We start from the raw sequence: 26,308 nt of genomic DNA on the forward strand, positions 1-26,308 counted from the left end.
GGATCAAACTCTCCAAGAAAGTTTGTAGCTCATTTTGAATCTGACGAGATTGATTTAATCTCAATCGCTCCGGTCATAAGACCATCGCGTTTATACTCACTCGTTGTTCAGTTTTCAAAGATCAAAACTTCTCTTTCAGCGCCGCTGTTTTATCTCAGCAGCAACTCTTATAATATATCATGTTACCCAGCAATTCGTCAAGTACTTTTTTTTAATTTCTTTTTTCTTTCGCTTCCTGCCAGTCCGGCAGGCTTGTACCTTTTCGAAAGGGGCGAGAATTAATGTACCACAGAATGCAACCACTCGTCAACTACCCCATTAAAGTTAATTTTAAACCATAAAGAAGCGCAACGCCAGGCAGTCCCAACACCGTTACCGTTCCTATCGTTGCTGGATTAAGCGGAATGTATACTTCGGACATCATTCCTGAGAAATTTACCAGGTAAAGTCCCAGTGCCGCCAACACCAAATGCGCTCCGAACATCGTCAACCAGCCAAATCCCAGCTTTTTCTTAAAGACGATGAACAGAAGCAGAAACAGCGAGACGCCAAGCACACCCCAAATCAACATTTTTACGGTCATGGATCGATCTCCTCCCAATCAAATCGTTATAAATACAACATTACCTCCACTAAATTAATGGGACATCGTCCGGGTGCCCATCCCTCTGGCCGCCGCCGATGCTTCCCTTGTTATCATTTGCACTCGGTTGAGGCCGATGTCTTTGGCTTGCTTCAAATGCATTTGATACTTGCGCTCCGCTGCTTCCAGCATATAAATCGCATAGTCGATCTGGTCTTGTCCGAGCGCCTCCTCAAACCGCAGCCTAGCGCGTTCCCATTCCGCAAGAGCATTTTGGACATCGTTATAAACGATCCACTTCTCTTCCTGTTCCTCTTTGTACTGCTGTGCAGACATTCCTGATTTATTCCTCTTGAACCAAGTCATGTCCCAGACCCCTCCCTTGTCCACGAAAGTTACGGGCGGCTAAAGTACAGGTGCCTCACACCGCCTCCATTCTCATACTTATTCAGGAAAGGGACAAACTTAGAACAAAAAAAGAAGCCTCCGAAGAGGCTCCTTCTATAAGTGCACGATTCAAATGTAAATGATCACTTAACAAAACGCTAAACACTAAGCACAACTTCAGTTCAATTGACGCCGTCCTTCCAAGGCCTTCGACAAGGTTACCTCATCCGCGTACTCCAGGTCCCCGCCTACCGGCAGACCATGCGCGATACGCGTCACGACGATTTCAAAAGGGCGTACCAGCCGCGAAATGTACATCGCCGTCGCTTCCCCTTCGATATTCGGATTCGTCGCTAAAATAAGCTCCTTGACCCGCTCATCGCTAAGCCGGGTAAGCAGTTCCTTCAGTCGAATATCATCGGGACCGATTCCCTCCATCGGAGAGATGGCTCCCTGAAGAACGTGATAATAACCATTGAATTCCTTGGTCCGCTCCATGGCGACAAGATCTTTGGGATCCTGCACTACGCAAATGACAGACGGATCGCGCGTTTTATCCTGGCAAATCCGGCACGGATCGGTGTCTGTAATATTGCAGCATACGGAACAGTAGGTGAGATTCCGCTTGACGCTGACCAGGGCCTTGGCAAAGTCAATGACGTCGTCCTCTTTCATGTTCAGCACATGAAAAGCAAGCCGGGCCGCGGTTTTCGGCCCGATGCCCGGCAGTCGCGTAAACGCATCGATCAGCTTCGAGATCGGTTCGGGATAATACAAAGCGCAGGATCTCCTTCAGCTCTAAATTTAGAACAAGCCAGGAATTTTCATTCCGCCTGTAAATTTGCCCATGTCGGCATTCGCAATTTCGTCCGCTTTACTCAGCGCATCGTTCACAGCAGTCATCACCAGATCCTGCAGCATTTCCACGTCGTCCGGATCAACAGCTTCCGGCTTAATCGTAATGGAGAGCAGTTTTTTGTGGCCGTTCATTTCCACGGTAACCACGCCGCCGCCGGATGTACCTTCAACCTTTTTGTCAGCAAGCTCTTCCTGTGCCTTGAGCATTTGCTCCTGCATTTTTTTCACTTGCTTCATCATTTGATTCATATTATTCATGGGTCATCTCTCCTTTAATTAATTGAGTGCACTTCAAGGTGCGGTTAATCTTTTATGACAACGAGGTCCTCTCCAAACATCTGGAGCGCCTCATCAATCCATGGTTTTGAATTCGGATCTTTCGATTCATGCTCATGCTCGAGCTTCAGCTCTTCTTTGGGCTGCGCAGCCCCTTCCATCGAGGCGCTCCAATCCCGCTGCATCATGGTAACCAAATGATACGGTTTGCCGAGCACGGAGTGCAGCACGCCCTCGATCACCTGCTTATTGGCCGGCTTCTCGGTCGTTTCCCGGTGGATATTATTTTTAAAGGCAACCAGCAAGGCGTCATCAGTCGCGGAAACCGGCTCGCCGTCCATAAACCAGGCATGGACCGTCACCTTCTCCTCCTTGACTCCTTGCAGAATATGAGCCCACTGGCGTTGAATCTCCATGAATTCAGGACTTCCCTTACTTGCTACAAACTGATCCATATTCGCCGGAATCTTCGCGGCCGACGACATGCGCGGGGCCGGCGGAGCTGCAGGTTTGGATGGTCCGCTATTACCAGCGGCCGAAGCCGCACCGGACTTGATGAAGCGCTCGAGCTTCTTCTCCAGAGAGGCAACCTGCTGCTTGAGCTGATTGATCACAGCCGAATCAGCCGCCGCCTCCTGAGGGCGATCGCCGTCTCCCGCTTCACGGGGAATGCCGCACAGCTTGAGCAGCGCAACCTCGAACAAGGTCTGAGGCTGGGAAGCATATTTCATTTCACTCTGATAATGATTGAGCGTATCGATCATTTGGAACAGCTGCTTGCGGGAAAAGGCAGAAGCCATCTCCTTGTATTCTTCCGGATGAAGGACACGGTCCGTGAGCTTGTCTGCCTGCGGAATCATCTGGATCATCAATAAATCGCGGAAATAATACAGCAGGTTCTCCATGCATTTATCGGCGCTCTTGCCTTCCTGCATAAAACCTTCCACCAGCATGAGCACCTGGCCCACGTCACCTTCCAGAATGGCCTGTGCAAGTTTGCCGAATTGCTCCGAAGCAATCCCACCAGTCATACTCAGCACTTGTTCATAAGATACATGACCGCCGGTAAACGACGCAATCTGATCCAAGATGCTCAGTGCATCCCGCATCCCGCCGTCGGATAGCCTTGCTATATATTGAAGGGCTTCATTTTCCGCTTCAATGCCTTCTTCCTGTGAAATCTGTCTTAACCGATCCGTCTGCTCCTCCAGGGATACCCGGCGGAAATCAAAGCGCTGACAGCGCGATATAATCGTCGCCGGCAGCTTGTGCGGTTCGGTCGTCGCCAAAATAAACATGACGTGCGGAGGGGGTTCCTCCAGCGTCTTCAGAAGCGCATTAAACGCCTCTGTCGTCAGCATATGCACTTCGTCAATAATATAAACCTTCTGCCTTACTTCGGTCGGTGCGTACTTCACTTTCTCGCGAAGATCGCGGATTTCTTCCACGCCGCGGTTAGAAGCAGCGTCAATCTCCTGAACGTCCATCACCGCACCCGAAGTAATTCTGCGGCAGGATTCGCATTCATTGCACGGCTCCGCTGCAGGTCCACGCTCGCAGTTCACCGCTTTGGCCAAAATTTTGGCCGCGCTGGTTTTACCGGTTCCGCGCGGGCCGCTGAACAGGTAGGCATGGGAAACCCGCTGTTCGCGGATCGCGTTCTGCAGCGTTTGAATGATATGCTGTTGTCCCACCATGTCCCGGAACGACTGAGGCCGCCAGGCACGGTACAACGCTATATGTTCCACTTCGCTTACCCTCTTTCAACTTCCACTAAGCGTGGGTTCGTTGCCTCATCATTATACTATAATCCGGCGTCATGCAAAACGTCCAACACGCATGTTGCAGCAGGCTTTTACCTGTCCGCCGCCTGCGTCCGTGACTGAAAGGCCGCCATGAGAACATCCGGAATAAATAAAAAGCATCTTTACCACCTGATGGCAAAGATGCTGAAATCATTGTCAAGTTTAAGCCGTGCACCTGTTATTGATGATTGCGATCCGAGTGGCACCCCTGCGTAACAACTCGGGCTAGGCTATCCTCCGGCACAAGAGTGGGCTTGCTTATGGCTGCTTCCTTCCGGACCTGACCAGGTTCACAAGTACTCATTGCGGAGGACCCAACCGTCAACATTGCACGCAGGGACCAAACCTCACATCGACAATACCTCTAACAGGAATTCAACCTCGCTACAGCGGATTGCGAGTTACAGGGCACCGCTACCTCCCCATCTAGCACGGTGAAAATAAGTATATCGCATGCCTGTACAAAAAGCAACCACCCGGCAGAAAGTGGATAAACGCTCGAAAATAAATCTATTATTCTCGTTCCATATTCATCTAGCAAACGTTTATTGATATAGTGGTCCTATACCACAACCAATCCTACACATACGATTTTAAACGGAAAGGAACATCGCGCATGAATAAAGCAACCAAAACCGCATTGTGCCTGCTCATTGCAGCCACTGCCTGGAGCGGCATCGGCCAGAAGCCGGCTAGCGCCGCTGCACCCGTCAGCATCGTGCTGGACGGATATCCGCTGCCTTTCCCGGCTGCACCCAAAGTCGTTCAAGGAACGACACTTGTCCCCTTCCGGGCCATCTCCGAAGCGCTGGGCATCAGCGTGCAATGGAATGCCTCGGCCAAGCAGATCACAGCAGTAAAGACAGACAAGGATTCCACGAAAAAGGTCGTTCTGACTGTCGGAAGCCGCAGCGCGACCGTAGACGGGACCAAAACGGCGCTGACCGTAGCTCCCCAAATGTCCGGAGGAAGCGTCCTAATTCCGCTCAGCTTCTTCAGCCAGCAGTTCGGCGCCGGCGTCAACTGGGATCAGGCCACGCATACCGTTACTATCGTGTCCCCCCAAGAAAAAATGTATACGCTGGCCTTTTACGCCATCTCGTCATTTTCTGAGTCGAGCCTGATTCCAAGCTTCGACGCAGCCGCCTTTGGCTGGAGCCGCATCGACGATCAGGGCCGGTTCACAACGACAGGACAGGATTTTAAATGGCCGCAAGCGGCCGGCGATGTGACGCCGGAGAGCCTCGTCAGCTCCGCTGCTGCAGCCGGCACCACCCCTTATTTGATGGTATTTTCCGGCGACACCAAACTGGAACTGACGAAGGCGACCCAGAAACCTGAGCTTCAGGCAAGCCTGATTCAGCAGATGGTAGATACGGCCAAAACTAACGGATTCCAAGGCATCCTGCTGGACTTGGAAGGACTCGGGCTTACGGGGGACGCAGCGGCTGTACAGGCATCCTTTAATGCTTTCGTTCAAAAAGCAGCTGCCGCCACTCACGCCCAGGGCTTGAAGCTGTCGATCGCCCTGCCGCCGCTGAACGGTTCTTTTCATGGATACGATTATAAAAAGCTTGGCACGCTGGCCGATGAGCTTATCGTCATGGCTTATGCCTATACCGATGAGAAAAACCCGCAGCCTAACGACAAAGTGGATGCGGCCATCCAGCTTGCGCTCAAACAGGTGCCTGCCAGCAAACTGGTTCTCGGCGTTAACCTTGCCAGCGAAAACGAAAACACCGTGAACACCAAAATCGGCCTGGCCAAACGGTACAATCTGAAAGGTATCGCCTTATGGCGCCTCGGCTTTAATAAAACCAACGTATGGACAAAAATCGGCCAATCGGTCGACTTGAACATTTAAGACGCGGAACACATGCATGGTGCGTAAAAAGGAAGGTTTCCTACGGAATACAGGATCGGATTTTATTGTAATTATATTTTATTAAAGAAAAAATCCCCGGTTCATCGAACCGGGGATTGTCATTTGTTAAAAATATAACGGATCTATGCTGCCAGGCAGCAATTACATTCCGTATTTCTTCTTAAATCTATCAACACGGCCGCCAGCATCCAGGAATTTCTGTTTACCAGTGAAGAACGGATGGCAGTTGGAGCAGATTTCGACGCGAAGCTCTTCTTTCACCGAACCCGTTTCGAACGTGTTGCCGCATGCGCAAGTTACCGTAGTAACGTGGTATTTTGGTTGAATTTCTGTTTTCATGACTTTCACCTCTTTTTGCCCTGAGCCTCAGGCGGACCCAGAGTTATGTTGACACATAAATTCATTATAGCAGGGACGCGCCTATAAATCAATGGTTTCTTCCCGTTCCAGGCGCTGCCGGATTAAGACAGAATCGGCTTTTTCGGGCGGATCAAGCTTGGAGGCGGAACATGGGTATAGGAACCGATGACCACATCCGGAAGCTCCGCTTGGAAAATTTCAATCGCCTGCTTCATCCCCAAAATTTCGCCTTTGGCCGGCGGGATCAATTCCAAATAGCTCTCCGGATCAATGTTCAGGTTGCGCAGCTGAATCAGCTTCAGATTGGTCCGGCGCGCAAACTCCACCATCGCCTCGATTTCCTCTTCGCGGTCTGTGACGCCAGGGAAAATCAAATAGTTGATGGACGTGTAAACGCCTTGGTCCGACGCATACTTCAGCGATTTCTCCACATTGGCAAGCGTATAACCACGCGGCTTATAGTATGCGTTGTAATGGTCGTCCAACGCGCTGATCGTGCTCACCCGCATCAGGTCGAGACCCGCATCGACGATGCCGCGGATGAAATCCGTCAGGCCGGCATTTGTGTTGATATTAATATATCCCATATCCGTGATCGAACGCACCTCGCGCATCGCTTCAATGATGATTTTGGCCTGTGTGGATGGTTCGCCTTCGCAGCCTTGTCCGAAGCTGATGATCGACTCCGGCGTTTTTAAATGCTCCAGCATAATTTGAACGAGCTCGTCCACCCTCGGTTTGAAATTCATCCGGGTCTGGGGCGCCACAAATCCGCTGTCATCCGGTTGTTCTGAAATACACCCGAAGCAGCCGGCATTACAGGAGTAAGATACCGGAACGGCCCCTTCCCAACGATTCAAAAAGGTATTGGATGCGGTCAGACATTCATAACCGAGCGCACAATTGGATAAATGCTGGTACAACCGGTTCTCCGGATACTTCTCCGTCAGGCGCTTCACGCCAAGTTCCAATTCCTCTACATCGCAGTTCAGCGGGTTCCACTTCTCCGGGTCATCCGACAGCCGGCCCGTCGTGTAAAATTGTCCGTCTTTCCACACGACAGCCGAGTAACCAAAGAGCGGCAGCTTGTATTCCTTGTCCGTCTTCACATAGCCGGGCAGGCATAACCGGGTGTAACCCTGCGGGAGCAGTGCCCCCACAGCCTGAGCGTTTCCCGGGAGCGCCGTCATCTCACCCGTTTCCGGATCCATACCAATGGCACGGGTGTTGGGGAGGCCGACCAGCGTCGCGCCTTCCGGCAGGGGAATCAACTCATCTTCCATAATCTCCACGATCATATCCGCGCTGCGGCCGAGACCGTACAGTGTGGGATGATCAAATACGTTGCCTTTTTCATCGGCATATACCAGATACATGATGTTCTCCTCTTTATGCTAAATTTAAGTCAGCGGCACGGAAGCCGTCGACGGGCGTGAGGTGCGCCGGTTGCTGCTGTGGCTGTTCGAGGACGAGGAGGAACTGCGGCTATGGCCGTTTCCTGCTCCATGCACATCAAAGGAAGCCAAAAATTCGGCATTGGTTTTGCAGTCACGCAATTTCTTCAAGAATCCCTCCACGAAGTCGGCGGATTCGTTCATATTTTTACGGATCGCCCAAATGGTATCGAGCTCATCCTTCGTTAACAGCACTTCTTCACGACGCGTTCCCGAACGGCGGATATCGATAGCCGGGAAAATGCGGCGCTCGGCCAGCTTGCGGTCCAGGTGCAGCTCCATGTTGCCGGTTCCCTTAAACTCTTCATAAATGATATCGTCCATCCGCGAACCGGTATCAATCAGCGCTGTGGCCAAAATGGTCAGACTGCCGCCTTCCTCCACGTTCCGGGCAGAACCAAAGAACCGCTTCGGACGATGGAATGCCGCCGGGTCGATACCGCCGCTCAGCGTACGTCCGGATGGCGGGATGACCAGGTTGTAAGCACGGGCCAGACGGGTGATGCTGTCCATCAAAATGACAACGTCCTTCTTATGCTCAACCAGACGCAGCGCGCGTTCAAGCACCAGTTCCGCAACCTTGATGTGGTTCTCCGGCAGCTCATCAAACGTTGACGCAACCACCTCTCCTTTTACGGAACGTTGCATATCCGTCACTTCCTCAGGACGTTCGTCAATCAGCAGTACAAAAAGTTCAATCTCGGGATTGTTGGTGGAAATGCTGTTGGCAATTTCTTTTAAGAGGAGCGTTTTACCTGCTTTTGGAGGTGCAACGATCAAACCGCGCTGTCCCAGACCGACCGGGGCGAGCAAATCCATAATTCGAGTAGACAAATGGTTAGGGGATGTTTCAAGCACAAGTTTCTTTTGCGGATAGAGAGGAGTCAGTGCCGGAAAGTGTAACCGTTCGGATGCCGTCTCCGGGCTCTCCCCGTTGACCGCATTGACTTGCAGCAAACCGAAATACCGCTCGTTCTCCTTCGGTGCGCGGCACTTCCCTGATACCAAGTCTCCCGTACGAAGGTCGAATTTACGAATCTGGGAGGCGGAGATATAAATGTCCTCGGTGCTTGGCAGGTAATTGATCGGCCTTAGGAAGCCGTAACCTTCCGGGAGAATCTCGAGCACACCTTCCATAAACATAAGTCCGCTCTGTTCGGCCTGCGCTCTCAAAATAGCAAAAATCAGTTCTTTCTTCTTCAACTGACCGTAATAAGGGATCTGGTACTTCTTCGCCAGTTTGTACAATTCGGTCAGCTTCATTTCTTCCAAATCGGCAATTTGTAAATCCATGTAATAACCACCTATTCAATTTTATAAGTCCTGACAAGAGCTTAGCATCAAATGGATGAAGACGCTAATCTATGAGTCTATGAAAATCCTCATTAGGATAGGATTACCCAAATTAGAAGGAGATATGCAGGTCATGATGAAAAAATCAGCTTCATTCAATCTATTTCCCGCATTCTCCTAATATTACAGCACCCTGATTATTGTTCGCGCCAAACATCGGCGCCAAGCATCCGCAGATTGCTGACGAGGTGATCGTAACCCCTGTCGATGTACTCCACGCCGGTCACTTCCGTCACGCCTTCCTCGACAGTAAGGCCGGCGATCACCAGCGCAGCCCCCGCTCTGAGGTCGGAAGCCTTGACTTTGGCCGCATTTAGGCGGCTCTTCTCGATGACGGCCGAACGGCCCTCGACGCGAATTTTTGCGCCCATGCGGACCAGCTCCGGCACATGCTTAAACCGGTTGCTGTAGACAAAATCGCTGAGCACGCTTACGCCTTCGGCCTGGGTTAGCAGACTGGTCATTGGCGATTGTAAATCTGTAGCAAATCCTGGGTATATCAGTGCTTTCACATCGACATGGCCATATGATGGACTCCCCATCACGCGAATGCTCTCGTCGAGCTCCTCAATTTGGACCCCCATCTCCAGCAGCTTGGCTGTGACAGCTTCCAAATGCTTAGGAATAATATTGTCGATCAATACGTCACCGCGCGTTGCCGCGGCGGCAATCATATATGTTCCCGCCTGGATCCGGTCCGGGATGATGGAATGGCGGCAGCCGTGCAGCTCGGATACGCCTTCGATACGAATCGTTTCCGTGCCGGCGCCTTTAATAATGGCTCCCATGGAGTTCAGAAGCGTGGCCACATCTATAATTTCAGGCTCTTTCGCCGCATTTTCGATAATTGTGGAGCCTTTGGCTCTGGCAGCCGCCAGCATAATGTTAATCGTCGCGCCTACGCTGGATACGTCGAGGTAAATTTTTGCCCCGCGCAGCTCCTTCGCATGGAGATGAATCGCGCCATGCTCGTTCGTCACGGTCGCGCCCAGCGCTTCAAAACCTTTAATATGCTGATCGATCGGACGGGGCTCGAAATTGCATCCTCCCGGCAGACCGACGACAGCCTCCTTAAACCGGCCAAGCAGCGCACCCATCATATAATAGGAGGCTCTCAGCTTCTTCACCGGCCCGTTGGGCATCGGAATGGATACGATCCGCGAAGGATCGATGTTCATCTGGCTGCCATCCCAAGATACCTTTGCCCCAAGCTCTTCCAGTATTTCTGCATAAACCGCCACATCACTAAGCAGCGGCAGGTTGTCCAGTATTACTTCGGACTCCGCCAAAATAGCCGCGGGAATCAACGCGATGGCGCTGTTCTTCGCCCCACTGATTGAAACGGTGCCTTGCAGTGGGCGTCCACCGCTGATCATCAATTTTTCCATAAGCTAAGGTTCCCCCCACATACTTCGCAGCCGCAAAATAGTTCTGTGTCCATTTTGGTGTATGAAATGGAAAAACACCGGCTAAGCGGTGTGCTTTCCATTCCTTGCTATTCAATTGGGCGCCCCGGAGCGGGGCAGCCCTCTATATCATGAACCACACCGTAGGGCTGGGCCCCACTTCAAACCTTGTGTAACATTAAGCCTGGTTGTTGGATCCAAACTCGCGGATTTTGCCGACAACGGTTGCCTTGATGGCATCGCGGCCTGGAACGATGTATTTACGCGGATCGTATACGTCCGGTTTAGCAGCAAGAACTTCACGCACCGCTTTGGTGAACGAGATTTGGTTCTCTGTGTTGACGTTGATTTTGGATGTGCCCAAAGAGATGGCTTTCTTGATATCATGCGTCGGGATGCCTGTCCCGCCATGAAGAACGAGCGGAAGGTTCACGGCGTCGCGAATCTCTTCCATTTCTTTAAAACCGAGGTTTGGTTCGCCTTTGTAAGGTCCATGAACAGAGCCAAGAGCCGGAGCCAGTGTGTCGATTCCGGTTTCTTTGACGATGCGTACGCAGTCATCCAATTTGGCATACATAACAGATCCGACTACGTCGTCTTCCTGACCACCGACCATTCCAACTTCGGCTTCAACGGAAACCCCTTTGGAATGCGCGTATTCAACAACTTTGCGCGTCGTTTCGATGTTGGTGTCGATCGGGCTGTGAGAGTCATCGATCATGACGGACGTAAATCCAGCGTCGATCGCTTCCTTACATTTGTCGAAGCTTGAACCGTGGTCCAGGTGAATGGCTACAGGAACCGTAATCTTCATATCATGAAGCAGGCCTTCCACCATTTTTACAACGGTATAGAATCCGCCCATATGACGAGCCGCGCCTTCGGATACGCCCAGGATTACCGGGGATTTCTCTTCTTCGGCGGCAGCAAGAATCGCTTGCGTCCACTCAAGGTTGTTGATGTTGAATTGACCAACCGCATACTTCCCTTGAAGTGCTTTGTTTAACATGTCTGTCATGGATACTAATGGCATGGTTCCAATCCTCCTAAAAAGTGTTTGTCTGATCTAAGGGTTTTAAGCCGAAATTCGCATTGCATTCAGCGCTATTATACCACATCATATTGTAAATGCTAAACAAGCATTTGAAATTAAGCAGATATAGGAAGGGCAGGGCAAAAAAAAGAATTCTGCCAGGTCAGCAGAATTCCATCGCTTTAGCCAAATTGAACCGGGCTGTCTTTGAGCTGCATGTTTACCGCCACCCGCATCTCATCGATATCGAACGGCTTCGTAAAGTGCATGAGTGCTCCAAGCTCGGTCGCTTCCTTGATCATATCAAGCTCTCCGTAGGCCGTCATCATGATCACTTTGATGGATGGATTCATTTCCTTGATGTGCTTCAGGATTTCAAGCCCGTCCATTCCGGGAATCTTCATATCGAGCAGAACCAGATCCGGCGATTCCTTCTCCACAATTTCCAGTGCAATTTTGCCGTTGGCCGCCTGAAACGTCGTATAACCTTCACTGTTGAACACTTCCATGAGCAAAATGCGAATACCGTTCTGGTCATCGACGATCAATACCTTTTTGTTATCCACTCAACTTACCTCCCAACAATCAGCTGCGTCCGAATCATACCCCTAATTCCTAACTAAACTGTTAATTCCATACTCCTGCAATCTCCATTTAAAGGTATTCGCCTTCTAGATACAAATTCCTGCAACTTCATATAAATGAAAAATGGGCCTCCTGAGGGAGACCCATAGCTGTATATTAACGTTCTACTTGCAGCGCAGCCTTCACGAATTCACGGAACAACGGCTGCGGACGGTTCGGACGTGACGTGAATTCCGGATGGAACTGCACAGCCAGGAACCAAGGGTGGCCCGGAAGTTCCACAATTTCCACCAGACGTCCATCCGGGGACGTTCCGGAAATGCGCAAGCCCGCTTTTTCAATCTGCTCACGGTACTCATTGTTGAACTCATAACGATGGCGGTGTCTCTCGTAGACGAGCTCGTCATTGTAGCACTGCATCGCCAGGGAACCCTCGGCCAGTTTGCAAGGATACAATCCAAGGCGCATCGTTCCGCCCAGATCTTCAATATCCTTCTGTTCCGGAAGCAGGTCGATCACCGGATACTCGGTGGACGGGTTGATCTCCGAGCTGTTCGCTCCTTCGAGTCCCAGCACGGAACGGGCGTATTCGATCACAGACACCTGCATGCCGAGGCAAATACCGAAGAACGGAATTTGCTTCTCACGGGCGTAACGGATCGCCGATACTTTACCCTCAATCCCGCGGTCACCGAAGCCGCCCGGAACCAAAATGCCGCCGATGCCGTGCAGCAGCTCGCCCACGTTTTCATCGGTCACTTCTTCCGCGTTCACCCAGCGGATTTTTACATCGGCGTTTGCGTCAAAGCCTGCATGGGAAAGGGACTCAACCACACTCAAATAAGCATCATGCAGAGCGACATATTTGCCGACGATGGCGATTTCCACCGTTTTCTCCAGCTTGTTAATGCGATCCACCAGGCTTTCCCACTCGGTCATGTCCGGCTTCGGCGTCGTCAGCTTCAAGTAGTTGACCACGATCTCGTCAAGCCCTTCATCGCGAAGGTTCAGCGGTACCTCGTAAAGCGTAGATGCGTCGCGACACTCCACGACCGCACTTTCGTCGATATCGCAGAACAGTGCGATTTTCGCCTTCATATCCGCAGACAGCTCATGCTCCGTCCGGCATACGATCACATTCGGCTGAATGCCGATGCTGCGCAGTTCCTTCACGCTGTGCTGGGTCGGCTTGGTTTTCACTTCCCCTGCAGCTTTAATGTAAGGAATCAGTGTCACGTGGATGTACATCACATTCTCGCGGCCAATCTCACTCTTGATCTGACGGATGGCCTCAAGAAACGGTAAACTTTCAATGTCGCCGACGGTTCCGCCGATTTCCGTAATCACGACGTCAGAGCCTGCTTCGCGGCCTGCACGGAACACCCGCTCCTTAATTTCGTTCGTGATATGTGGAATGACCTGAACCGTTCCGCCCAAATATTCCCCGCGGCGTTCTTTGCTGATCACCGAGGAGTACACCTTCCCCGTCGTGACATTGCTGTTCTTGGACAGGTTGATGTCGATGAACCTTTCGTAGTGCCCCAGATCAAGGTCGGTCTCGGCGCCATCGTCCGTTACGAATACTTCACCGTGCTGGTAAGGACTCATGGTGCCGGGGTCTACGTTCAAATACGGATCGAATTTCTGGATCGTCACCTTTAAACCCCTATTTTTAAGCAGCCTTCCGAGTGAAGCGGCGGTAATTCCTTTACCCAAGGAAGACACGACCCCGCCCGTCACAAAAATATACTTTGTCACTGTAAAAACCCTCCTATTAAAGTCCAGAAATTCAGGCGACATATGATGTTTAGCGTAACCCAATTCACGTTTTTTCATCGGAATCGGGCCGAAACAAGTTTGTTGCTTTCTCTCTCTGTGAACAACAATGCGCCATTTGAATTCAAATGGCACAATTGGGTAATCGACATTATATAGATTGAACTAAAAAAGACGAATCATTTCCATTCCATTCCCAGTTCATCTACCCCCGCGAATATGGTGGAAGGAGAGTTCCGCTTCCATGACATACCGCATTAAAAAACAAAAAAGTGACACCCGTAGTACGGGGCACTTTTTATTATTTTACGCATATTTAAATCTCAATCATAAGCCCATGCAATAGTTTACTCTGTGCCTTGTCCCGTGTCAAGAGAGGATTGGCGATTCTGCGAATGGAATTAATCTTCTTCCTCATCGAGGTCGTCTTCTTCTTCCTCTTCCTCATCCTCTTCAACGGCCTCTTCATCTTCCAGGTCCTCGTCGTCGAGCATCACGTCTTCGTCATCTTCCACTTCTTCCTCGGAATCGTCATCGGAATAGATGTCGTCATGATCCTCGTCGATCCGGTCGAAATCATCGTCGCTGTCCTCAGCAAACGTATCTTCCTCGTCCGTGAAATCGTCATCCTCATCATCGTCGTCATCGTTAATGATGCGCGGACGCTTGGAGCTGCTGATCGGATCTTCGGAGCGGTCGATCGGATACCAGCGCTTCAGTCCCCACAGGTTCGTTCCTACGCAGGCAAACCGGCCGTCGATATTAATTTCTGTATATAGCTGCGCAACGGTCTCTTTAACTTCTTCATCCGTTAAACCGCGAAGCTTGGCTACCTCTTTCATCAGGTCGAGATAATAAAACGGCGTATTAGCCGCCTTCAAAATGGCAAAGGCCAGATCGACCATTGGCATTTCCCGGATTTTCTCGGGATCCATTTTAAGCTGGAGTGAGTTACTCACTTACGGACACTTCCTCTCACGCAAAGTTCACCTTATATATCGTTACTTATAACAACATATCCATTATCAAAACTAAGTAAAACCTATTTATAAATAAAATGCAAGTTTTAAGTGCATAAAGGAAGGCTGCAAGGTTGTCCCAAAAAAAGGCGAATGAAAAGGCGGAGTAACCTCCGCCTTCCGACTGTATCCGCCCACGAAGGAGAAACTCCTCACGGGACCTGGAAAGAGACGCCCATGGCCTCTTCAGTCTATATTATGTCCGCCTCCGGCTTTTGACATCGGGGCAGGGCCTATTTCGTCAAAAAAGGGCATGTTCCCACTCCTGCCGCACTCCCCGCTCATACAATGCAAAAGCAGGGTTCATTATGAGGGGGACTGCCCAACATGGACTACACCGATTTTATCCAGATGCTGCTTGAAGATATGGAGAGTCCCGTATCGTCCGGAGAAAAATATATTATCAGGTTTCGCGAACCGCGGCATTTCTATGCCTGTCAGGATCGGCTGCAGACGCTTCACCTTCGATATCCGAACATGCCCGGCATCCAGGTGTCCGATCTCCTCGAGGCCATGATCGCTCCGTTTCCGGTCAGCAGCAGGTTGATGTCCAAGTATCATTACGATCTTATTATTGAAGAAGACACCCAAATGCAGGTCCATACCTTGGTGAACAACAAAGTCAACCAAAGCCCGGGCATCCCGTACGGAGTCAAGCAAATTCAGGCTCCCAAAGCCTGGTCCACTTCGACGGGCTACCGCATCCGGATCGGAGTGATCGATACCGGGGCCGACTACTATCATCCCGATCTGCGCCAGTCGCTGGCCAAAGGGATCAATCTGCTGCACCGGCATCTGCTGCCCCTCGATGACAACGGGCACGGCACCCACATTGCAGGAACCATTGCTGCCGCGAACGGTCCCGACGGCATGATCGGCGTCGCCCCGCGGGCCATGATTTTTCCGGTCAAAGCCTTCGACAACAACGGATCCGCCTATGTCTCGGACATTATCCAGGGAATCGACTGGTGCGTCCGCAACCGCATGCACATCATCAATATGAGTTTCGGCATGAAGACCAAGAGCAAGGCGCTGCTGGACATCGTCGGCAAAGCCTATACGGCCGGGATCTCGATCGTCGCCTCGTCCGGCAATGACGGGAAACGGCGGAGCATCGACTATCCTGCAAGGTACGGGCAGACCATATCCGTGGGAGCGACCGACCGGAACCGCCGCATCGCCAGCTTCAGCAACCGCGGCGACCTCATCGATATTTATGCGCCGGGCGATAAAATTATTTCTTCCTGGACGCGCGGCAAGTACCACGAGATGAGCGGCACCTCCATGGCGACCTCGCATGTCAGCGGATCAATCGCGCTGCTGCTTGCCCAAAACCCCGACCTGTCGCCGGCCGAAATTAAAGAGCTCGTCGTCGCAACCGCCACGCCGCTGCGTCCGAGAAAGGGGCAATCCCGCGTCGTTCACACCGGTGAAATCAATGCCTACCGGCTGCTGCGTGAAGGCATGAAACGCAAAAATAATCCAAGCTAGACGAGAGCGGCTGTACCGCTCAGGACAAACGGAGCTTCTGCTCACGTACATGCCAAATAACTACAATATTTAGCATTTGTTGAAAAAGGCCGCCTCCGGCAAATACCGGAGACGGCCTTTCATATGTTCGGCGTATTCAAATAGGGAAGAAGGAATTACATCTTCTCCGGGGCGGATACGCCCACGATTCTCAGCACGTTGGCGATAACGGTCCGCACGGCGCCGAGCAGGGCGAAGCGCGCCTGCGTTTGAGCGGCATCCTCGGTGATCACGCGCTGCGCCTTATAGTAGCTGTGAAACAGCGAAGCCAGGTCATACACGTAGCGGATCATCCGGTGCGGCGCGTAGCCCGCCGCTGCAGTGGCGATTTCCTCCGGCAGCTCGCCAATTTTGCGGAGAAGGTCATACTCATGCTCCGTGTTCAGCACCGTGAGGTCCACTTCAGACAGCGGAAGCAGCGCAACGCCCTGCTCTTCTGCCTGACGGTAAATGCTGCAAATCCGCGCGTGCGCGTACTGCACATAGAACACCGGATTTTCGTTAGACGTCGAAATGGCCAAATCCATGTCGAAATCGAGATGGGAGTCCATGCTGCGCATCGTGAAGAAGTAGCGGATGGCATCGATGCCGACCTCTTCCATTAGGTCCTCCATCGTAACGGCTTTCCCCGTACGCTTGGACATCTTGACCTTCTCCCCGTTCTGGAACAGGCTGACCATCTGCGCGATGAGCACGGTCAATTTGTCGGGATCGTTGCCGATGGCCTGCATGGCTGCTTTCATCCGCGGGATATAGCCGTGGTGGTCGGCTCCCCAAATATTGATCATGCGGTCGTAGCCGCGGTTGTATTTGTCCCGGTGATACGCGATATCCGGTGTCAGGTACGTATAGGTGCCGTCATTTTTCACCAATACACGGTCCTTGTCGTCCCCGTATTCGGTCGTCCGCAGCCAAGTGGCTCCGTCCTGCTCGTACACCTGGCCTTTGGCTTTCAGTTCGTCCAGAGATGCTTCAACCAATCCCTTTTCGTACAGGGAAGTCTCGCTGAACCATTCGTCAAAATGTACCCGGAAGCGTGCCAAATCGCGTTTGATTTTGCCAAGCTCTTTCTCCAGGCCATACGAACGGAAGAACGCCGTCCGCTCGCCCGGATCCATGGACAGCAGGGAATCGCCCTTCTCGGCGACGAGCTCCTTGGCAAATCCCTTGATATCCTCGCCATGGTATCCGTCCTCAGGCATTTCCGCATCCTGTCCGAGCGCCTGCAGGTACCGGGCTTCGATCGACTTGCACAGGTTTTCGACCTGATTGCCCGCATCGTTGATATAGTATTCGCGGGTTACTTCATACCCGGCAAAGTCCAAAATGTTGCACAGGGCATCGCCGACGGCGGCTCCCCGGGCATGTCCCAAGTGCAGGCTGCCGGTCGGATTGGCACTGACGAACTCGACCTGCACACGCTGTCCCTGACCGAGCTGTACGCGTCCATAGTCTTCGCCCTGCGCGTAGACCTGTTCGATCACGGGGTACAGATAGCTTTTGTTCAGCGTAAAGTTAATGAAGCCTGGGCCCGCGATTTCGGCCTTCTCGATGGAGGCCTTCTTTACGTCGATATGCTCCAGGATCGCTTCGGCGATCTGGCGCGGGTTTTTCTTCGCGATCCGGGTCAGCTGCATGGCGGCGTTGGTGGCAAGGTCCCCGTGAGATTTATCTTTCGGCACCTCAAGCGTAATGCTGGGGAGCTCTTCACGGCTGGCCAGCCCGGCGGCGACCACCGCGTCCTTGACCGCCTCTAAAACCAGCTGGTGAATCTGTTCGAGTGGATTGAGTGTCATGATTGATTATCCTCCTGTATAAAAAAGCTGATGGTGAAATGCCCTGTGCATTCCTCGTATACATATAGATCGTACGCCCAGCTGATTTCCCCGGTCATTCCGTCCAGGTCCATCTTAAGGGAACGCGTATCCGTCGATAGGTTAAAGGACGTATAAGGCGAACGGTAGAAGCCGGGAAGCCGCTGCCCCTCCTGAAAAGACTGCTCCGATTCCACGGCGCCATGCCGGATCATTTTCAGGCTGTTTGCGCCGATTTTCACTGTCGTTTTGGTCTTCCGCCCCTGCAAATCCGCTTCCGGCTCCTCGTACATCACATACAGAGCTTGTCCGCGGGCGAATACCTGCGCCGTCATCTCCTGGTTGACCTCCTGGCCGTCATGACGGCTGCGCAGACGGACGGTAGCTTTTCTGGCATCTGGCATTACGCAATACTCCAATCTATTCTTTCCTATTGTACTACTATATCCAGTTCGCTGTATCAATTCAATACAAACCGTGCCTGCCGCAGACTGCCGCTACTGTACAGCTTTCACAGTGCCGGGGATTCGTATTCCGTTATGAAACTCATTTTTGAAAGCCGCTTGATCTCTAATCCATGTTCTTAAAAGTAGGATCTCCAATAAACCGGCAGGATTTGACCCGGCTTGCATGGAAAAGTGCATGTATATTTTCAAATGATACAGGAGGTTTTAAACATTGACGGTTTACCAAGACGAAAATGTGCTCCTCAGACCGGTAAGGGAGGACGACTTGCACCGGCTATGGAGCTTGTCGTTGAAGGAAGAGGCGCCGGAGTGGAAAAAATGGGACGCCCCCTATTATGAGCATACGCCGGTAACCTTTGAAAAATATGTGGAAAACAAGGACAGCCTAGTCGACCGGGATCATTTCTGGGCTATTGAAGTAGAAGGCGATCTCATCGGAACGGTCAGCTATTATTGGGAACACCAGCCATCTTATTGGCTTGAAATGGGGATCGTAATCTATGATCCGGCTTACTGGAGCGGTGGTTACGGCACCAAGGCATTGGCTATGTGGATCCGCCGCCTGTTTGACACGCTCCCCCTCGTCAGGGTGGGGTTTACGACATGGTCCGGAAATTACCGAATGATCAAAGTCGGAGAGAAGCTAGGAATGACCATGGAGGCCCGCATAAGGAAAACCCGGTTGTATAACGGTGTTTTCTACGATTCCATTCGTATGGGACTGCTACGGGAAGAATGGGAGGAGAATTTGCGTTAACTGAAAAAAGGCGGGGCCGCCGTTTACATCGGCAGCCCCGCCTTATGACTGTTACTGCAGCTTCATTCGTACCTTGTTACTTCCGTCTAAGGATTCAACGCTTCCTTAAATGCAAACTTCCGGTTCCAGCTGGCACCGCCGTCATGGGTGGCATAAATCGACGATTTGGTAGCGCTGGTCACCACAAGCCAGCCCGTCTTGCCGTCCGTAAAGGAGATCCGTGAATCGTAACCATGAATGGACGGCTTTACGTTCTTCCACGTCTTTCCTCCATTATAAGTCACCCCGACAGACACCATGCCGCCCGCCGGAGAGCCACCGGACAGAAAGGCCGTCTCCTTGCCGATCAGCTGCATGTTGCCGGGGTGTCCGCCTGGTTGGGCTGGCCCCTGATTAACGACAGCGGCCCCACTGCCGGGAGCCGGACCTCCGCCTGCCGTGGATTGGGCGATGACACGCTTCCAATGTACGCCTTGATCCGTGCTGCCATACAGCGAATAGGATACCTGGGACATGCCTGAACCGCCATAGAACAGCGCCCAGACCTGATTGTCCTTGGTGTAAATTTGTCCGCCCGCAGGGTATGGGGAGTCAAACTTCACGTTCAGCTTTGTGCTCCAGCTGTGCCCGCCGTCGGCCGTGCCCAGTACTTTATAGCCAGAGCCGGGAACTATAACTAGGACATACCCGTTGTTCTTATCCCGAAACGTAGCATATCTCGTATTGGCCGGCGTAGGGATTTTCACCCAGCTGTTCCCGCCATTCTCGGTCCGGTAGGCGCCATTTTGCGTGTAGCCGTACACCGTATTCTTGCCGAGCGCTTCCAGCCGGTTAAACGGCAGATTGGCCGTATACACCGGTTTCCAATGCGATCCGCCGTCCACCGTCTTGAGCAGATGTGTGGTCTGGTGGGAAGGCAGGGTGGCGATGGCCCAGCCGTTCACGTTGTCCGTAAATTTAATCTGGGCAAAATTCCACTTCCCCGTGTAAATTTCCTGCCAGTGGCACCCCGCATCCGATGTGCCGATCATAAACCCGGTTCCTGCCGCCCGGCCCGTCGACCCGTTCAGAAACTGAATATCGGTAAAATGAAGCGGGTCCGCGCCTTCCTCCATATGCTGTTTCTGCTCTTGCTGAAGCAGGCCGTGATCGCCGCTTCCGCAGGGAGCAGGCGCCGAGGCGGCGGCCGAAGTCTGCGTTGGGGATAGTCCCCAGCCCGCCGGCATCATCAGCATAAGCGCAGCGGCAGCCAAGGAAGAGCTTCTAAGCAGCTTTTTCATGATCATAACGACACCTCCATATCGATTACATTACCCTCTTTGGGGACTTGCCACTCGCAAAAAAAAGTCCTCTTCCTCATTCCAAAAGTAACATGCGAGTGTTTGGATTGGTGAGCGACTTTGGCTTTGCGCACAGCGCAAAACAAGAGAGCGAAGCAAGCCAAACTGGAGCAAACACCATTCAATAGTGAAAGAATTTGTGCATCCTTCGACTACAGGCAAGGTTCAGCCCACGATACAATGAGAGCTACTAAAAGGCGTGAGGTGATTGATTTTGAATGCACAAACGATACCGGCGGCGGACAAGGCCCAGCCGGGCAAAAACATGAAAACGGTTGCCAAAACGTTGAAAGGACGCTGGAACGCTCCGCTGGCCGGCTACCTGTTCATCGCCCCCTGGCTGCTGGGCTTTCTCATTTTACAGCTGTGGCCCATTATTCAATCCTTCTACTTATCTTTCACCGAGTTTTCCCTGCTGGAACCAGCCCGCTGGATCGGGCTCAAAAATTATCAGGATATTTCGCAGGACAGGCTCTTTTTCAATTCGCTGAAGGTGACCTTCCTGTACGTCATTACTTCGGTTCCCCTGAAGCTGCTGGCGGCGCTGCTGGTCGCTATGCTGCTCAACCGGAATATCCGGGGTATTTCCTTCTACCGCACGATCATTTATCTGCCGTCCCTGATCGGGGGAAGCCTGGCGGTGGCCGTGCTGTGGCGCAACATTTTCGGCCTCAACGGATTTATCAACCATCTAGTGATTCTGGTCGGCATCGCCCCGAAGAACTGGATCGGAACGCCCTCCACTGCTCTCGGAACCCTGGTGCTGCTGACGGCGTGGCAGTTCGGCTCGTCGATGATTATTTTTCTGGCAGGTCTTAAGCAAATTCCCGGGGAGCTGTACGAAGCAGCCTCCGTGGACGGGGCCACACCTTTTCGCAAATTCATCCGGATTACGCTGCCCATGCTGTCGCCCGTCATCCTGTTCAACCTGATCATGGGGATCATCAACGCGTTCCAGATGTTCACCTCGGCGTTTGTCGTTACCAACGGAGGTCCGGTCAATTCGACCGAAATGTTTGCCCTGTACTTGTACAACAAAGCCTTCGGTTCGCTGCAGATGGGCTACGCCTCGGCACTGGCCTGGATCCTGCTGGTCATTATCGGCATCGCCACAGCGATTAATTTTATCGCATCTAAATATTGGGTGTTCTACGAAACGGAAACGGAGGGTCGCAAATGACAGGCGTTCTGAAAAAACAAAATTGGCTGGTTCATATTCTGATGATCGTGTTCTGCTTTGTGATGTTTTACCCCGTGCTCTGGTGGATCGGCGCCTCTTTCAAATCGACGGCCGAGATCAGCCTGCCCTCCCTGTTCCCCAAAGTATGGCTGTGGCAGAATTATACGGAAGGCTGGAACGCGCTTCCCAAGTATACGTTTACACGCTTCTTCATGAACAGCCTCAAGCTGAACGTGGCGACCACGGTGCTGCACGTCATCTCGGCCAGCTTGGTGGCCTTCGGCTTCGCCAGGCTGACCTTTCCGCTGAAAGGGCTGTGGTTTTCCATCCTGATGATGACCTTGATGCTGCCGGGCCAGGTCACGCTCATCCCGCAGTATACGATGTTCCATTCTTTCGATTGGATCAATACGTATCTGCCTCTGATCGTCCCGTCGGCCATGGGGGGAGCCTTCTTTATTTTTCTGATCGTCCAATTCATCCGGGGCATTCCGCGGGAACTTGACGAGTCGGCGAAAATCGACGGCTGCACCTGGTTCGGCATTTACCTGCGCATCGTCATGCCGCTGACCCTGCCGGCGCTGATCACGGTCATGATCTTCTCGTTTATTTGGGGCTGGGACGATTACTTCGGTCCGCTGATTTATCTGAATACCGTGGACAAATATACCGTCCCGCTGGCACTCCGAATGTTCATCGATTCCCAGTCGGCCGTGCCGTGGGGTCAGCTGCTCGCCGTGTCCCTGCTCTCCGTGCTGCCGCCGGTCGTGATCTTCTTCCTGGCGCAGAAGCATTTCGTCGAGGGCATCGCAACATCAGGGCTGAAAGGCTAGTCATCCTGGAGCGCAATAACGGAATCACGGGGACTCGCTCATTCCATGCTTTTCTTCCGGACCGTATCGTCAACGTGAGCCTCTCTCCCGGCGCGCCGTGAACGGCCGCTTTGGGATAGCAGCGCGTTAACGCTATGGCATCGCCGCACCCAAGAGGAGGGGAAAAGCCATGAATCCGTTTCGCATGTTCCGTATCGATTATGTGTTTTTCTTCAGCTTTGCCGCTTTTATCGCGGTCCTGATCACCATTATGATGATCGTCAGCTACCGGTTCTCCGCCAATGAGCAGGCGGACAGCGCCTCCATGTATCAACAGGCGGTGCTGCAGCAGCTCAACAAACAGCTCACCGACCAGATGAGCGCCGTGGAGCAAACCTCGCTCGCCGTGGCCATCAACTCCCCGCTGGTCAATTATTTGACGATGAAAGGAGACTATTATGCCCGCAAAACGGCCAGGGACGAGCTGAACCGGGATTATCTGGCGCCGATGCTGAACAGCTCCCGCTCGATGTTCTCCTTTCAGATTTATATGAGCAATCCGCTGCAAGTCGACCCGAACGCCAACATTCAGTACCTCCCGCTAGCTTACGCCAGCCGGGAAAGCTGGTACCCGGCCGTCGACAAGGCCGACTTCGTCTGGATCGGACAGCGTGAGGTCGGCTCGCCGCAGGGGAAACAGCAGGTCATCAGCTTTATCCGTAAGATCACGACGCCGGACGGGGTGAACCGCGGCATCCTCATTATCAACGTCCGCGTCAAGTTTCTGCAGGATATCCTGACCGAGGACAATTCCTCGGCCAGCCGGCTGCTGCTCGATTCCGGCGGCCGGATGATCATGCACACCCGGATCGCTCCGCCTCCCGGAGAAATCGATGCCATCCTGAAGGAGGTCAGCGGAGATGCCGGCCATGCGCATCAGCTGCTGGAAGCGGCAGGCTCGCTTCCGGAGAAAAACATGCTGACCGTCTGGTCCCGCACGGCCCCCGGCAGCTGGATGCTGGTCGAGCTTACGCCATGGAAGGACATCACAGGCGGAAGTGTCCGCCTGGCGTGGACCATGGCTGTGATCGGAGCGGCCGCCATCCTGCTGTCGGTATTCTTCACGCTGTTCCTTTCGAGGAATTTCACGGTGCCGATCCGGAAGCTGGTCCAGCTGATGCAGGCGTTCAATCCCGGCAAGAAGGGGCTGCCGCTGCCTACGGAATACCGCAACGAATTCGGCAGTCTCTTCAGCGGCTACCGCAAGCTGACCGAGCGGATCGAGACGCTGTACCAATCGCTGGAACAGCAGTACAAAGCGCAGCGCGAGGCGGAAATCAAGGCGCTGCAGGCGATGATCAACCCCCATTTTCTCTACAACACTTTGGATCAGCTGAACTGGATGGCGCTGGAGGCCGGGCAGGAGGAGATCAGCAGGGTGCTTGAACTGATGGGGCAAATGTTCCGTATCGGGTTGTCCGGCGGCGAATCCTTGATCCCGATGCAGGATGAGCTGCTTCACGTCGAATGCTATTTGAAAATTCAGCAGTTCAAAAGGGGCCAAGGTCTGGACTGGGAGATCGACTGTCCGGAGGATCTGCGGCAGCTGCTGATTCCGAAGCTGACCCTGCAGCCCTTCGTGGAAAACGCCATCGTGCACGGCTTCCATGGACGCAGTCATGGCCGAATTGTCCTGAATGCCGCGCATGAGGATCGCGGCATCCGGATCTGGATCCGGGATGACGGCGTCGGCCTGCGGGACGATTGGAAGACCCGGAGGCGCCATCCGACGGGCGGATACGGCATTCGTAATGTAACCGAGCGCATTCAAGTATTTTTCGGTCCGCCCTTCGGCGTATCGCTCCGGAATCGTACCGGCCGATCAGGCACCGAGGCGGAAATTTATCTTCCGAAGCTGACGCAGCAGCCGGATTTGGAAGGAGGACGAAGTGATGTGGACACTCGCGATCGTGGATGACGACCGACAGGTGCTTGGGGGGATGTCGCGGCTCATTCCCTGGGAGCAGCTCGGCATCCGACCCATCGGGGAGGCCATGGACGGTGAAGAGGGGCTCCGGCTGATCAGAGCTGCCAAGCCGGATATCGTCATTACGGACATCTATATGCCGGTCATGAACGGGCTGGAAATGATCGAGCAGCTTCGCAAGCAGCAGTTTGACGGCAAAATCATCATCTTAAGCGGCTACTCGGACTTTGATTATGCCCGCAAAGCGCTGCGGCTGCAGGTAGACGATTATTTGCCCAAGCCGGCCTCACCGGCTACGATCCGCGAGGTACTGCAGCGCGTAATCGCCGAATTGTCTGAGAAAAGAGCGGCAGAGAACCGGGAGCAGGAGCTTCAGGACCGGCTGATGCAGTACGAGCCCTACCTGGAGCGGGAATGGGTGAAATCGGTCCTCACGGGCGGGACCTTTTCCCCTCCGACCGGGCCGTACCGGATGCTGGACCGGCTTGGCTGGAAAGGCGCTCAGTTCATGATGCTGGCCCTGGAAATCAAGCGGCAGGGGCGGACGGAGGGCATCTCTGCCCGGGACTGGCACCTGTTCCGCTTTGCCGTCGGTAATACGGTCGAGGAGCTGGCCAGGCAGGATGGACTGAGGAGCTACTTTTTAGAGCTGCATAGTCACCATATGACTCTGCTGCTGCATAAGCCCCTTTCCTGGCCCGCAGAAGCGTTTCGCTCCGAGGTGTTGGCGCTGGCCGGGCGCATCATTGAGTCAGTGGACCGCTACCTTCAGGTCAAGCTGCGTATCGGGGCGGGCCTCCGGAAAGACGATTGGACGGCTATTGCGGATTCCACGGAAGAGGCCTTCCAGGCACTGGCCGAGCGGCGAGAGCCGGATGCAAACCATCCCTGCGTCTACGTCTACACCGATGCCGGCTTCCGGCATCCGGCAGCGCGAAACGTGCGGCCGGTCCGGTTTTTTCAGGAAATGGCGGATGCGGTTCGGACCTTCGATGAGCCGCGGGCCCTGCTGGCGCTGGAGGATTTCGCAAGTAGCGACAGCGGCGTGGCACAGCTATCTCCCGGCGAGCTGGCAGCCCTCGGGACACAGCTGTTTGCCATCCTCTCCTTCACGCTGTACGATTCCGGCCACAAGCTTGACGACGAGCTGCCTCCAGCGGATCTGTCCAAGGAGCTGGGATTGATAGAAAACGCGCAGCAGTGGAAGGCCTGGGTGGCGGAGAAGGTTAAGCGGATCTGCCGCCGGTTTACTCCCAATGAGAACCTGAAGCATAAGGAAACGGTGGAGTTTATCATTCAGTACATTCACGAGCATTACGCCGAAAACATCCACCTCCAGGATGTCGCCGATCAGGTCTATATTTCCAAAAATTATTTGAGCACCCTGTTCCGCCAGTTCACTGGCGAGACGTTCGGCGATTATTTGACCCGAGTCCGGATGGAAAAAGCCAAGAGCATGGTCCTGGAGAAAAAGCTGCTCATCGCCGAAATTGCCGAGCGGGTCGGATACCGCAACGTACCGTACTTTACCACGCTGTTCAAAAAGCATACCGGCCGCAGTCCGACCGAGTTCTACCGGGCCTAACGCAGCTCCAGCCAATCCTGGATCCGCCCAGCATACAGGACAAACGCAGCCGGCAG

Annotated in this window: 24 protein-coding genes and 1 other RNA gene; 8 read left to right on the forward strand and 17 right to left on the reverse strand. The window is 53.1% G+C overall.

What is annotated here, in order from left to right; all coding sequences use genetic code 11:
• Positions 1–282 (forward strand): hypothetical protein (locus KI379_RS33325; protein WP_212986153.1); only part of this gene is annotated, 282 nt, incomplete at its 5' end.
• Between the two features lie 28 nt (positions 283–310).
• On the opposite strand, the gene KI379_RS33330 is transcribed toward KI379_RS33325, so the two are convergent.
• The 6 genes from KI379_RS33330 to ffs form a co-directional block, all read right to left on the reverse strand.
• On the reverse strand, positions 311–583 hold the full coding sequence (locus KI379_RS33330) for a pro-sigmaK processing inhibitor BofA family protein (RefSeq protein ID WP_212986154.1): 273 nt from the start codon (positions 581–583) through the stop codon (positions 311–313).
• A 54-nt stretch (positions 584–637) separates the two neighbouring features.
• Positions 638–949 (reverse strand): hypothetical protein, encoded by a 312-nt coding sequence (locus KI379_RS33335; protein ID WP_244879532.1) that lies wholly within the window; start codon positions 947–949, stop codon positions 638–640.
• A gap of 198 nt (positions 950–1,147) precedes the next feature.
• Entirely contained in the window at positions 1,148–1,747 is a 600-nt protein-coding gene (gene recR / locus KI379_RS33340; protein WP_076176968.1) for a recombination mediator RecR, read from the reverse strand.
• Positions 1,748–1,774: 27 nt separating this feature from the next.
• Positions 1,775–2,086 carry a YbaB/EbfC family nucleoid-associated protein gene (locus tag KI379_RS33345; RefSeq protein WP_076176967.1) on the reverse strand — a complete coding sequence of 104 codons (312 nt, stop codon included), beginning with the start codon at positions 2,084–2,086 and terminating at the stop codon, positions 1,775–1,777.
• A 44-nt stretch (positions 2,087–2,130) separates the two neighbouring features.
• On the reverse strand, positions 2,131–3,852 hold the full coding sequence (gene dnaX / locus KI379_RS33350; RefSeq protein WP_212986155.1) for a DNA polymerase III subunit gamma/tau: 1,722 nt from the start codon (positions 3,850–3,852) through the stop codon (positions 2,131–2,133).
• A gap of 224 nt (positions 3,853–4,076) precedes the next feature.
• Positions 4,077–4,344: signal recognition particle sRNA large type (ffs, locus tag KI379_RS33355), an RNA gene on the reverse strand.
• Between the two features lie 181 nt (positions 4,345–4,525).
• On the opposite strand from ffs, the gene KI379_RS33360 reads away from it, so the two are divergent.
• Positions 4,526–5,773: a stalk domain-containing protein gene (locus tag KI379_RS33360; protein ID WP_212986156.1), complete on the forward strand. Its 1,248-nt coding sequence runs from the start codon at positions 4,526–4,528 to the stop codon at positions 5,771–5,773.
• Positions 5,774–5,935: 162 nt separating this feature from the next.
• On the opposite strand, the gene rpmE is transcribed toward KI379_RS33360, so the two are convergent.
• The 8 genes from rpmE to rpoE form a co-directional block, all read right to left on the reverse strand.
• Positions 5,936–6,133, reverse strand: coding sequence for a 50S ribosomal protein L31 (gene rpmE, locus KI379_RS33365; protein ID WP_076176964.1), 198 nt, complete (start codon positions 6,131–6,133; stop codon positions 5,936–5,938).
• Between the two features lie 122 nt (positions 6,134–6,255).
• Positions 6,256–7,530 (reverse strand): radical SAM protein, encoded by a 1,275-nt coding sequence (locus KI379_RS33370; RefSeq protein WP_212986157.1) that lies wholly within the window; start codon positions 7,528–7,530, stop codon positions 6,256–6,258.
• 24 nt (positions 7,531–7,554) lie between these two features.
• Complete coding sequence (gene rho, locus KI379_RS33375; RefSeq protein WP_076176962.1) at positions 7,555–8,901, reverse strand: transcription termination factor Rho; 1,347 nt, start codon at positions 8,899–8,901, stop codon at positions 7,555–7,557.
• Between the two features lie 197 nt (positions 8,902–9,098).
• A complete protein-coding gene (locus KI379_RS33380) occupies positions 9,099–10,349 on the reverse strand; it encodes a UDP-N-acetylglucosamine 1-carboxyvinyltransferase (protein WP_076176961.1) in 1,251 nt (416 codons plus the stop codon).
• A 196-nt stretch (positions 10,350–10,545) separates the two neighbouring features.
• On the reverse strand, positions 10,546–11,400 hold the full coding sequence (gene fba / locus KI379_RS33385) for a class II fructose-1,6-bisphosphate aldolase (RefSeq protein WP_076176960.1): 855 nt from the start codon (positions 11,398–11,400) through the stop codon (positions 10,546–10,548).
• Between the two features lie 182 nt (positions 11,401–11,582).
• Positions 11,583–11,966 carry a response regulator gene (locus tag KI379_RS33390; RefSeq protein WP_076176959.1) on the reverse strand — a complete coding sequence of 128 codons (384 nt, stop codon included), beginning with the start codon at positions 11,964–11,966 and terminating at the stop codon, positions 11,583–11,585.
• A 175-nt stretch (positions 11,967–12,141) separates the two neighbouring features.
• A complete protein-coding gene (locus KI379_RS33395) occupies positions 12,142–13,743 on the reverse strand; it encodes a CTP synthase (protein WP_076176958.1) in 1,602 nt (533 codons plus the stop codon).
• Between the two features lie 419 nt (positions 13,744–14,162).
• On the reverse strand, positions 14,163–14,720 hold the full coding sequence (rpoE, locus tag KI379_RS33400) for a DNA-directed RNA polymerase subunit delta (RefSeq protein ID WP_076176957.1): 558 nt from the start codon (positions 14,718–14,720) through the stop codon (positions 14,163–14,165).
• Positions 14,721–15,107: 387 nt separating this feature from the next.
• On the opposite strand from rpoE, the gene KI379_RS33405 reads away from it, so the two are divergent.
• Entirely contained in the window at positions 15,108–16,271 is a 1,164-nt protein-coding gene (locus KI379_RS33405) for a S8 family peptidase (protein WP_212986158.1), read from the forward strand.
• Between the two features lie 155 nt (positions 16,272–16,426).
• Here KI379_RS33405 and argS read toward each other — a convergent pair whose 3' ends face one another.
• Entirely contained in the window at positions 16,427–18,106 is a 1,680-nt protein-coding gene (gene argS / locus KI379_RS33410) for an arginine--tRNA ligase (RefSeq protein ID WP_076176955.1), read from the reverse strand.
• The gene (locus KI379_RS33415) at positions 18,103–18,528 is read right to left on the reverse strand and encodes a DUF1934 domain-containing protein (RefSeq protein ID WP_076176954.1); all 426 of its coding nucleotides are present in this window, start codon (positions 18,526–18,528) and stop codon (positions 18,103–18,105) included. Before KI379_RS33415 ends, argS begins: the two co-directional genes overlap by 4 nt.
• 274 nt (positions 18,529–18,802) lie before the next feature.
• On the opposite strand from KI379_RS33415, the gene KI379_RS33420 reads away from it, so the two are divergent.
• On the forward strand, positions 18,803–19,348 hold the full coding sequence (locus KI379_RS33420) for a GNAT family N-acetyltransferase (RefSeq protein ID WP_212986159.1): 546 nt from the start codon (positions 18,803–18,805) through the stop codon (positions 19,346–19,348).
• Between the two features lie 86 nt (positions 19,349–19,434).
• On the opposite strand, the gene KI379_RS33425 is transcribed toward KI379_RS33420, so the two are convergent.
• Positions 19,435–20,634: a YCF48-related protein gene (locus KI379_RS33425; RefSeq protein WP_212986160.1), complete on the reverse strand. Its 1,200-nt coding sequence runs from the start codon at positions 20,632–20,634 to the stop codon at positions 19,435–19,437.
• A gap of 268 nt (positions 20,635–20,902) precedes the next feature.
• Here KI379_RS33425 and KI379_RS33430 point away from each other — a divergent pair, with 268 nt between their 5' ends.
• The 4 genes from KI379_RS33430 (at position 20,903) to KI379_RS33445 (ending at position 26,252) form a co-directional block, all read left to right on the forward strand.
• Entirely contained in the window at positions 20,903–21,868 is a 966-nt protein-coding gene (locus KI379_RS33430) for a carbohydrate ABC transporter permease (protein ID WP_076176952.1), read from the forward strand.
• On the forward strand, positions 21,865–22,701 hold the full coding sequence (locus KI379_RS33435) for a carbohydrate ABC transporter permease (RefSeq protein WP_076176951.1): 837 nt from the start codon (positions 21,865–21,867) through the stop codon (positions 22,699–22,701). The genes KI379_RS33430 and KI379_RS33435 overlap by 4 nt, the downstream gene beginning before the upstream one ends.
• 169 nt (positions 22,702–22,870) lie before the next feature.
• Positions 22,871–24,658, forward strand: a complete 1,788-nt coding sequence (locus tag KI379_RS33440; RefSeq protein ID WP_212986161.1) for a cache domain-containing sensor histidine kinase — start codon at positions 22,871–22,873, stop codon at positions 24,656–24,658.
• Positions 24,633–26,252 carry a response regulator transcription factor gene (locus KI379_RS33445; RefSeq protein WP_212986162.1) on the forward strand — a complete coding sequence of 540 codons (1,620 nt, stop codon included), beginning with the start codon at positions 24,633–24,635 and terminating at the stop codon, positions 26,250–26,252. Before KI379_RS33440 ends, KI379_RS33445 begins: the two co-directional genes overlap by 26 nt.
• Positions 26,253–26,308: the final 56 nt, after the last annotated feature.

The sequence above is a fragment of the Paenibacillus cineris genome, assembly GCF_018333335.1.
GTDB classification, from domain to species: domain Bacteria; phylum Bacillota; class Bacilli; order Paenibacillales; family Paenibacillaceae; genus Paenibacillus_AQ; species Paenibacillus_AQ favisporus.

Excerpts from the sequence above, each read along its gene's own strand:
- KI379_RS33330 (WP_212986154.1), bottom strand. The coding sequence starts at position 583 with ATGACCGTAAAAATGTTGATTTGGGGTGTGCTTGGCGTCTCGCTGTTT.
- KI379_RS33335 (WP_244879532.1), bottom strand. The coding sequence starts at position 949 with ATGACTTGGTTCAAGAGGAATAAATCAGGAATGTCTGCACAGCAGTAC.
- KI379_RS33345 (WP_076176967.1), bottom strand. The coding sequence starts at position 2,086 with ATGAATAATATGAATCAAATGATGAAGCAAGTGAAAAAAATGCAGGAG.
- KI379_RS33360 (WP_212986156.1), top strand. The coding sequence starts at position 4,526 with ATGAATAAAGCAACCAAAACCGCATTGTGCCTGCTCATTGCAGCCACT.
- rpmE (WP_076176964.1), bottom strand. The coding sequence starts at position 6,133 with ATGAAAACAGAAATTCAACCAAAATACCACGTTACTACGGTAACTTGC.
- KI379_RS33370 (WP_212986157.1), bottom strand. The coding sequence starts at position 7,530 with ATGTATCTGGTATATGCCGATGAAAAAGGCAACGTATTTGATCATCCC.
- rho (WP_076176962.1), bottom strand. The coding sequence starts at position 8,901 with ATGGATTTACAAATTGCCGATTTGGAAGAAATGAAGCTGACCGAATTG.
- KI379_RS33380 (WP_076176961.1), bottom strand. The coding sequence starts at position 10,349 with ATGGAAAAATTGATGATCAGCGGTGGACGCCCACTGCAAGGCACCGTT.
- fba (WP_076176960.1), bottom strand. The coding sequence starts at position 11,400 with ATGCCATTAGTATCCATGACAGACATGTTAAACAAAGCACTTCAAGGG.
- KI379_RS33405 (WP_212986158.1), top strand. The coding sequence starts at position 15,108 with ATGGACTACACCGATTTTATCCAGATGCTGCTTGAAGATATGGAGAGT.
- argS (WP_076176955.1), bottom strand. The coding sequence starts at position 18,106 with ATGACACTCAATCCACTCGAACAGATTCACCAGCTGGTTTTAGAGGCG.
- KI379_RS33415 (WP_076176954.1), bottom strand. The coding sequence starts at position 18,528 with ATGCCAGATGCCAGAAAAGCTACCGTCCGTCTGCGCAGCCGTCATGAC.
- KI379_RS33425 (WP_212986160.1), bottom strand. The coding sequence starts at position 20,634 with ATGATCATGAAAAAGCTGCTTAGAAGCTCTTCCTTGGCTGCCGCTGCG.
- KI379_RS33435 (WP_076176951.1), top strand. The coding sequence starts at position 21,865 with ATGACAGGCGTTCTGAAAAAACAAAATTGGCTGGTTCATATTCTGATG.
- KI379_RS33440 (WP_212986161.1), top strand. The coding sequence starts at position 22,871 with ATGAATCCGTTTCGCATGTTCCGTATCGATTATGTGTTTTTCTTCAGC.
- KI379_RS33445 (WP_212986162.1), top strand. The coding sequence starts at position 24,633 with ATGTGGACACTCGCGATCGTGGATGACGACCGACAGGTGCTTGGGGGG.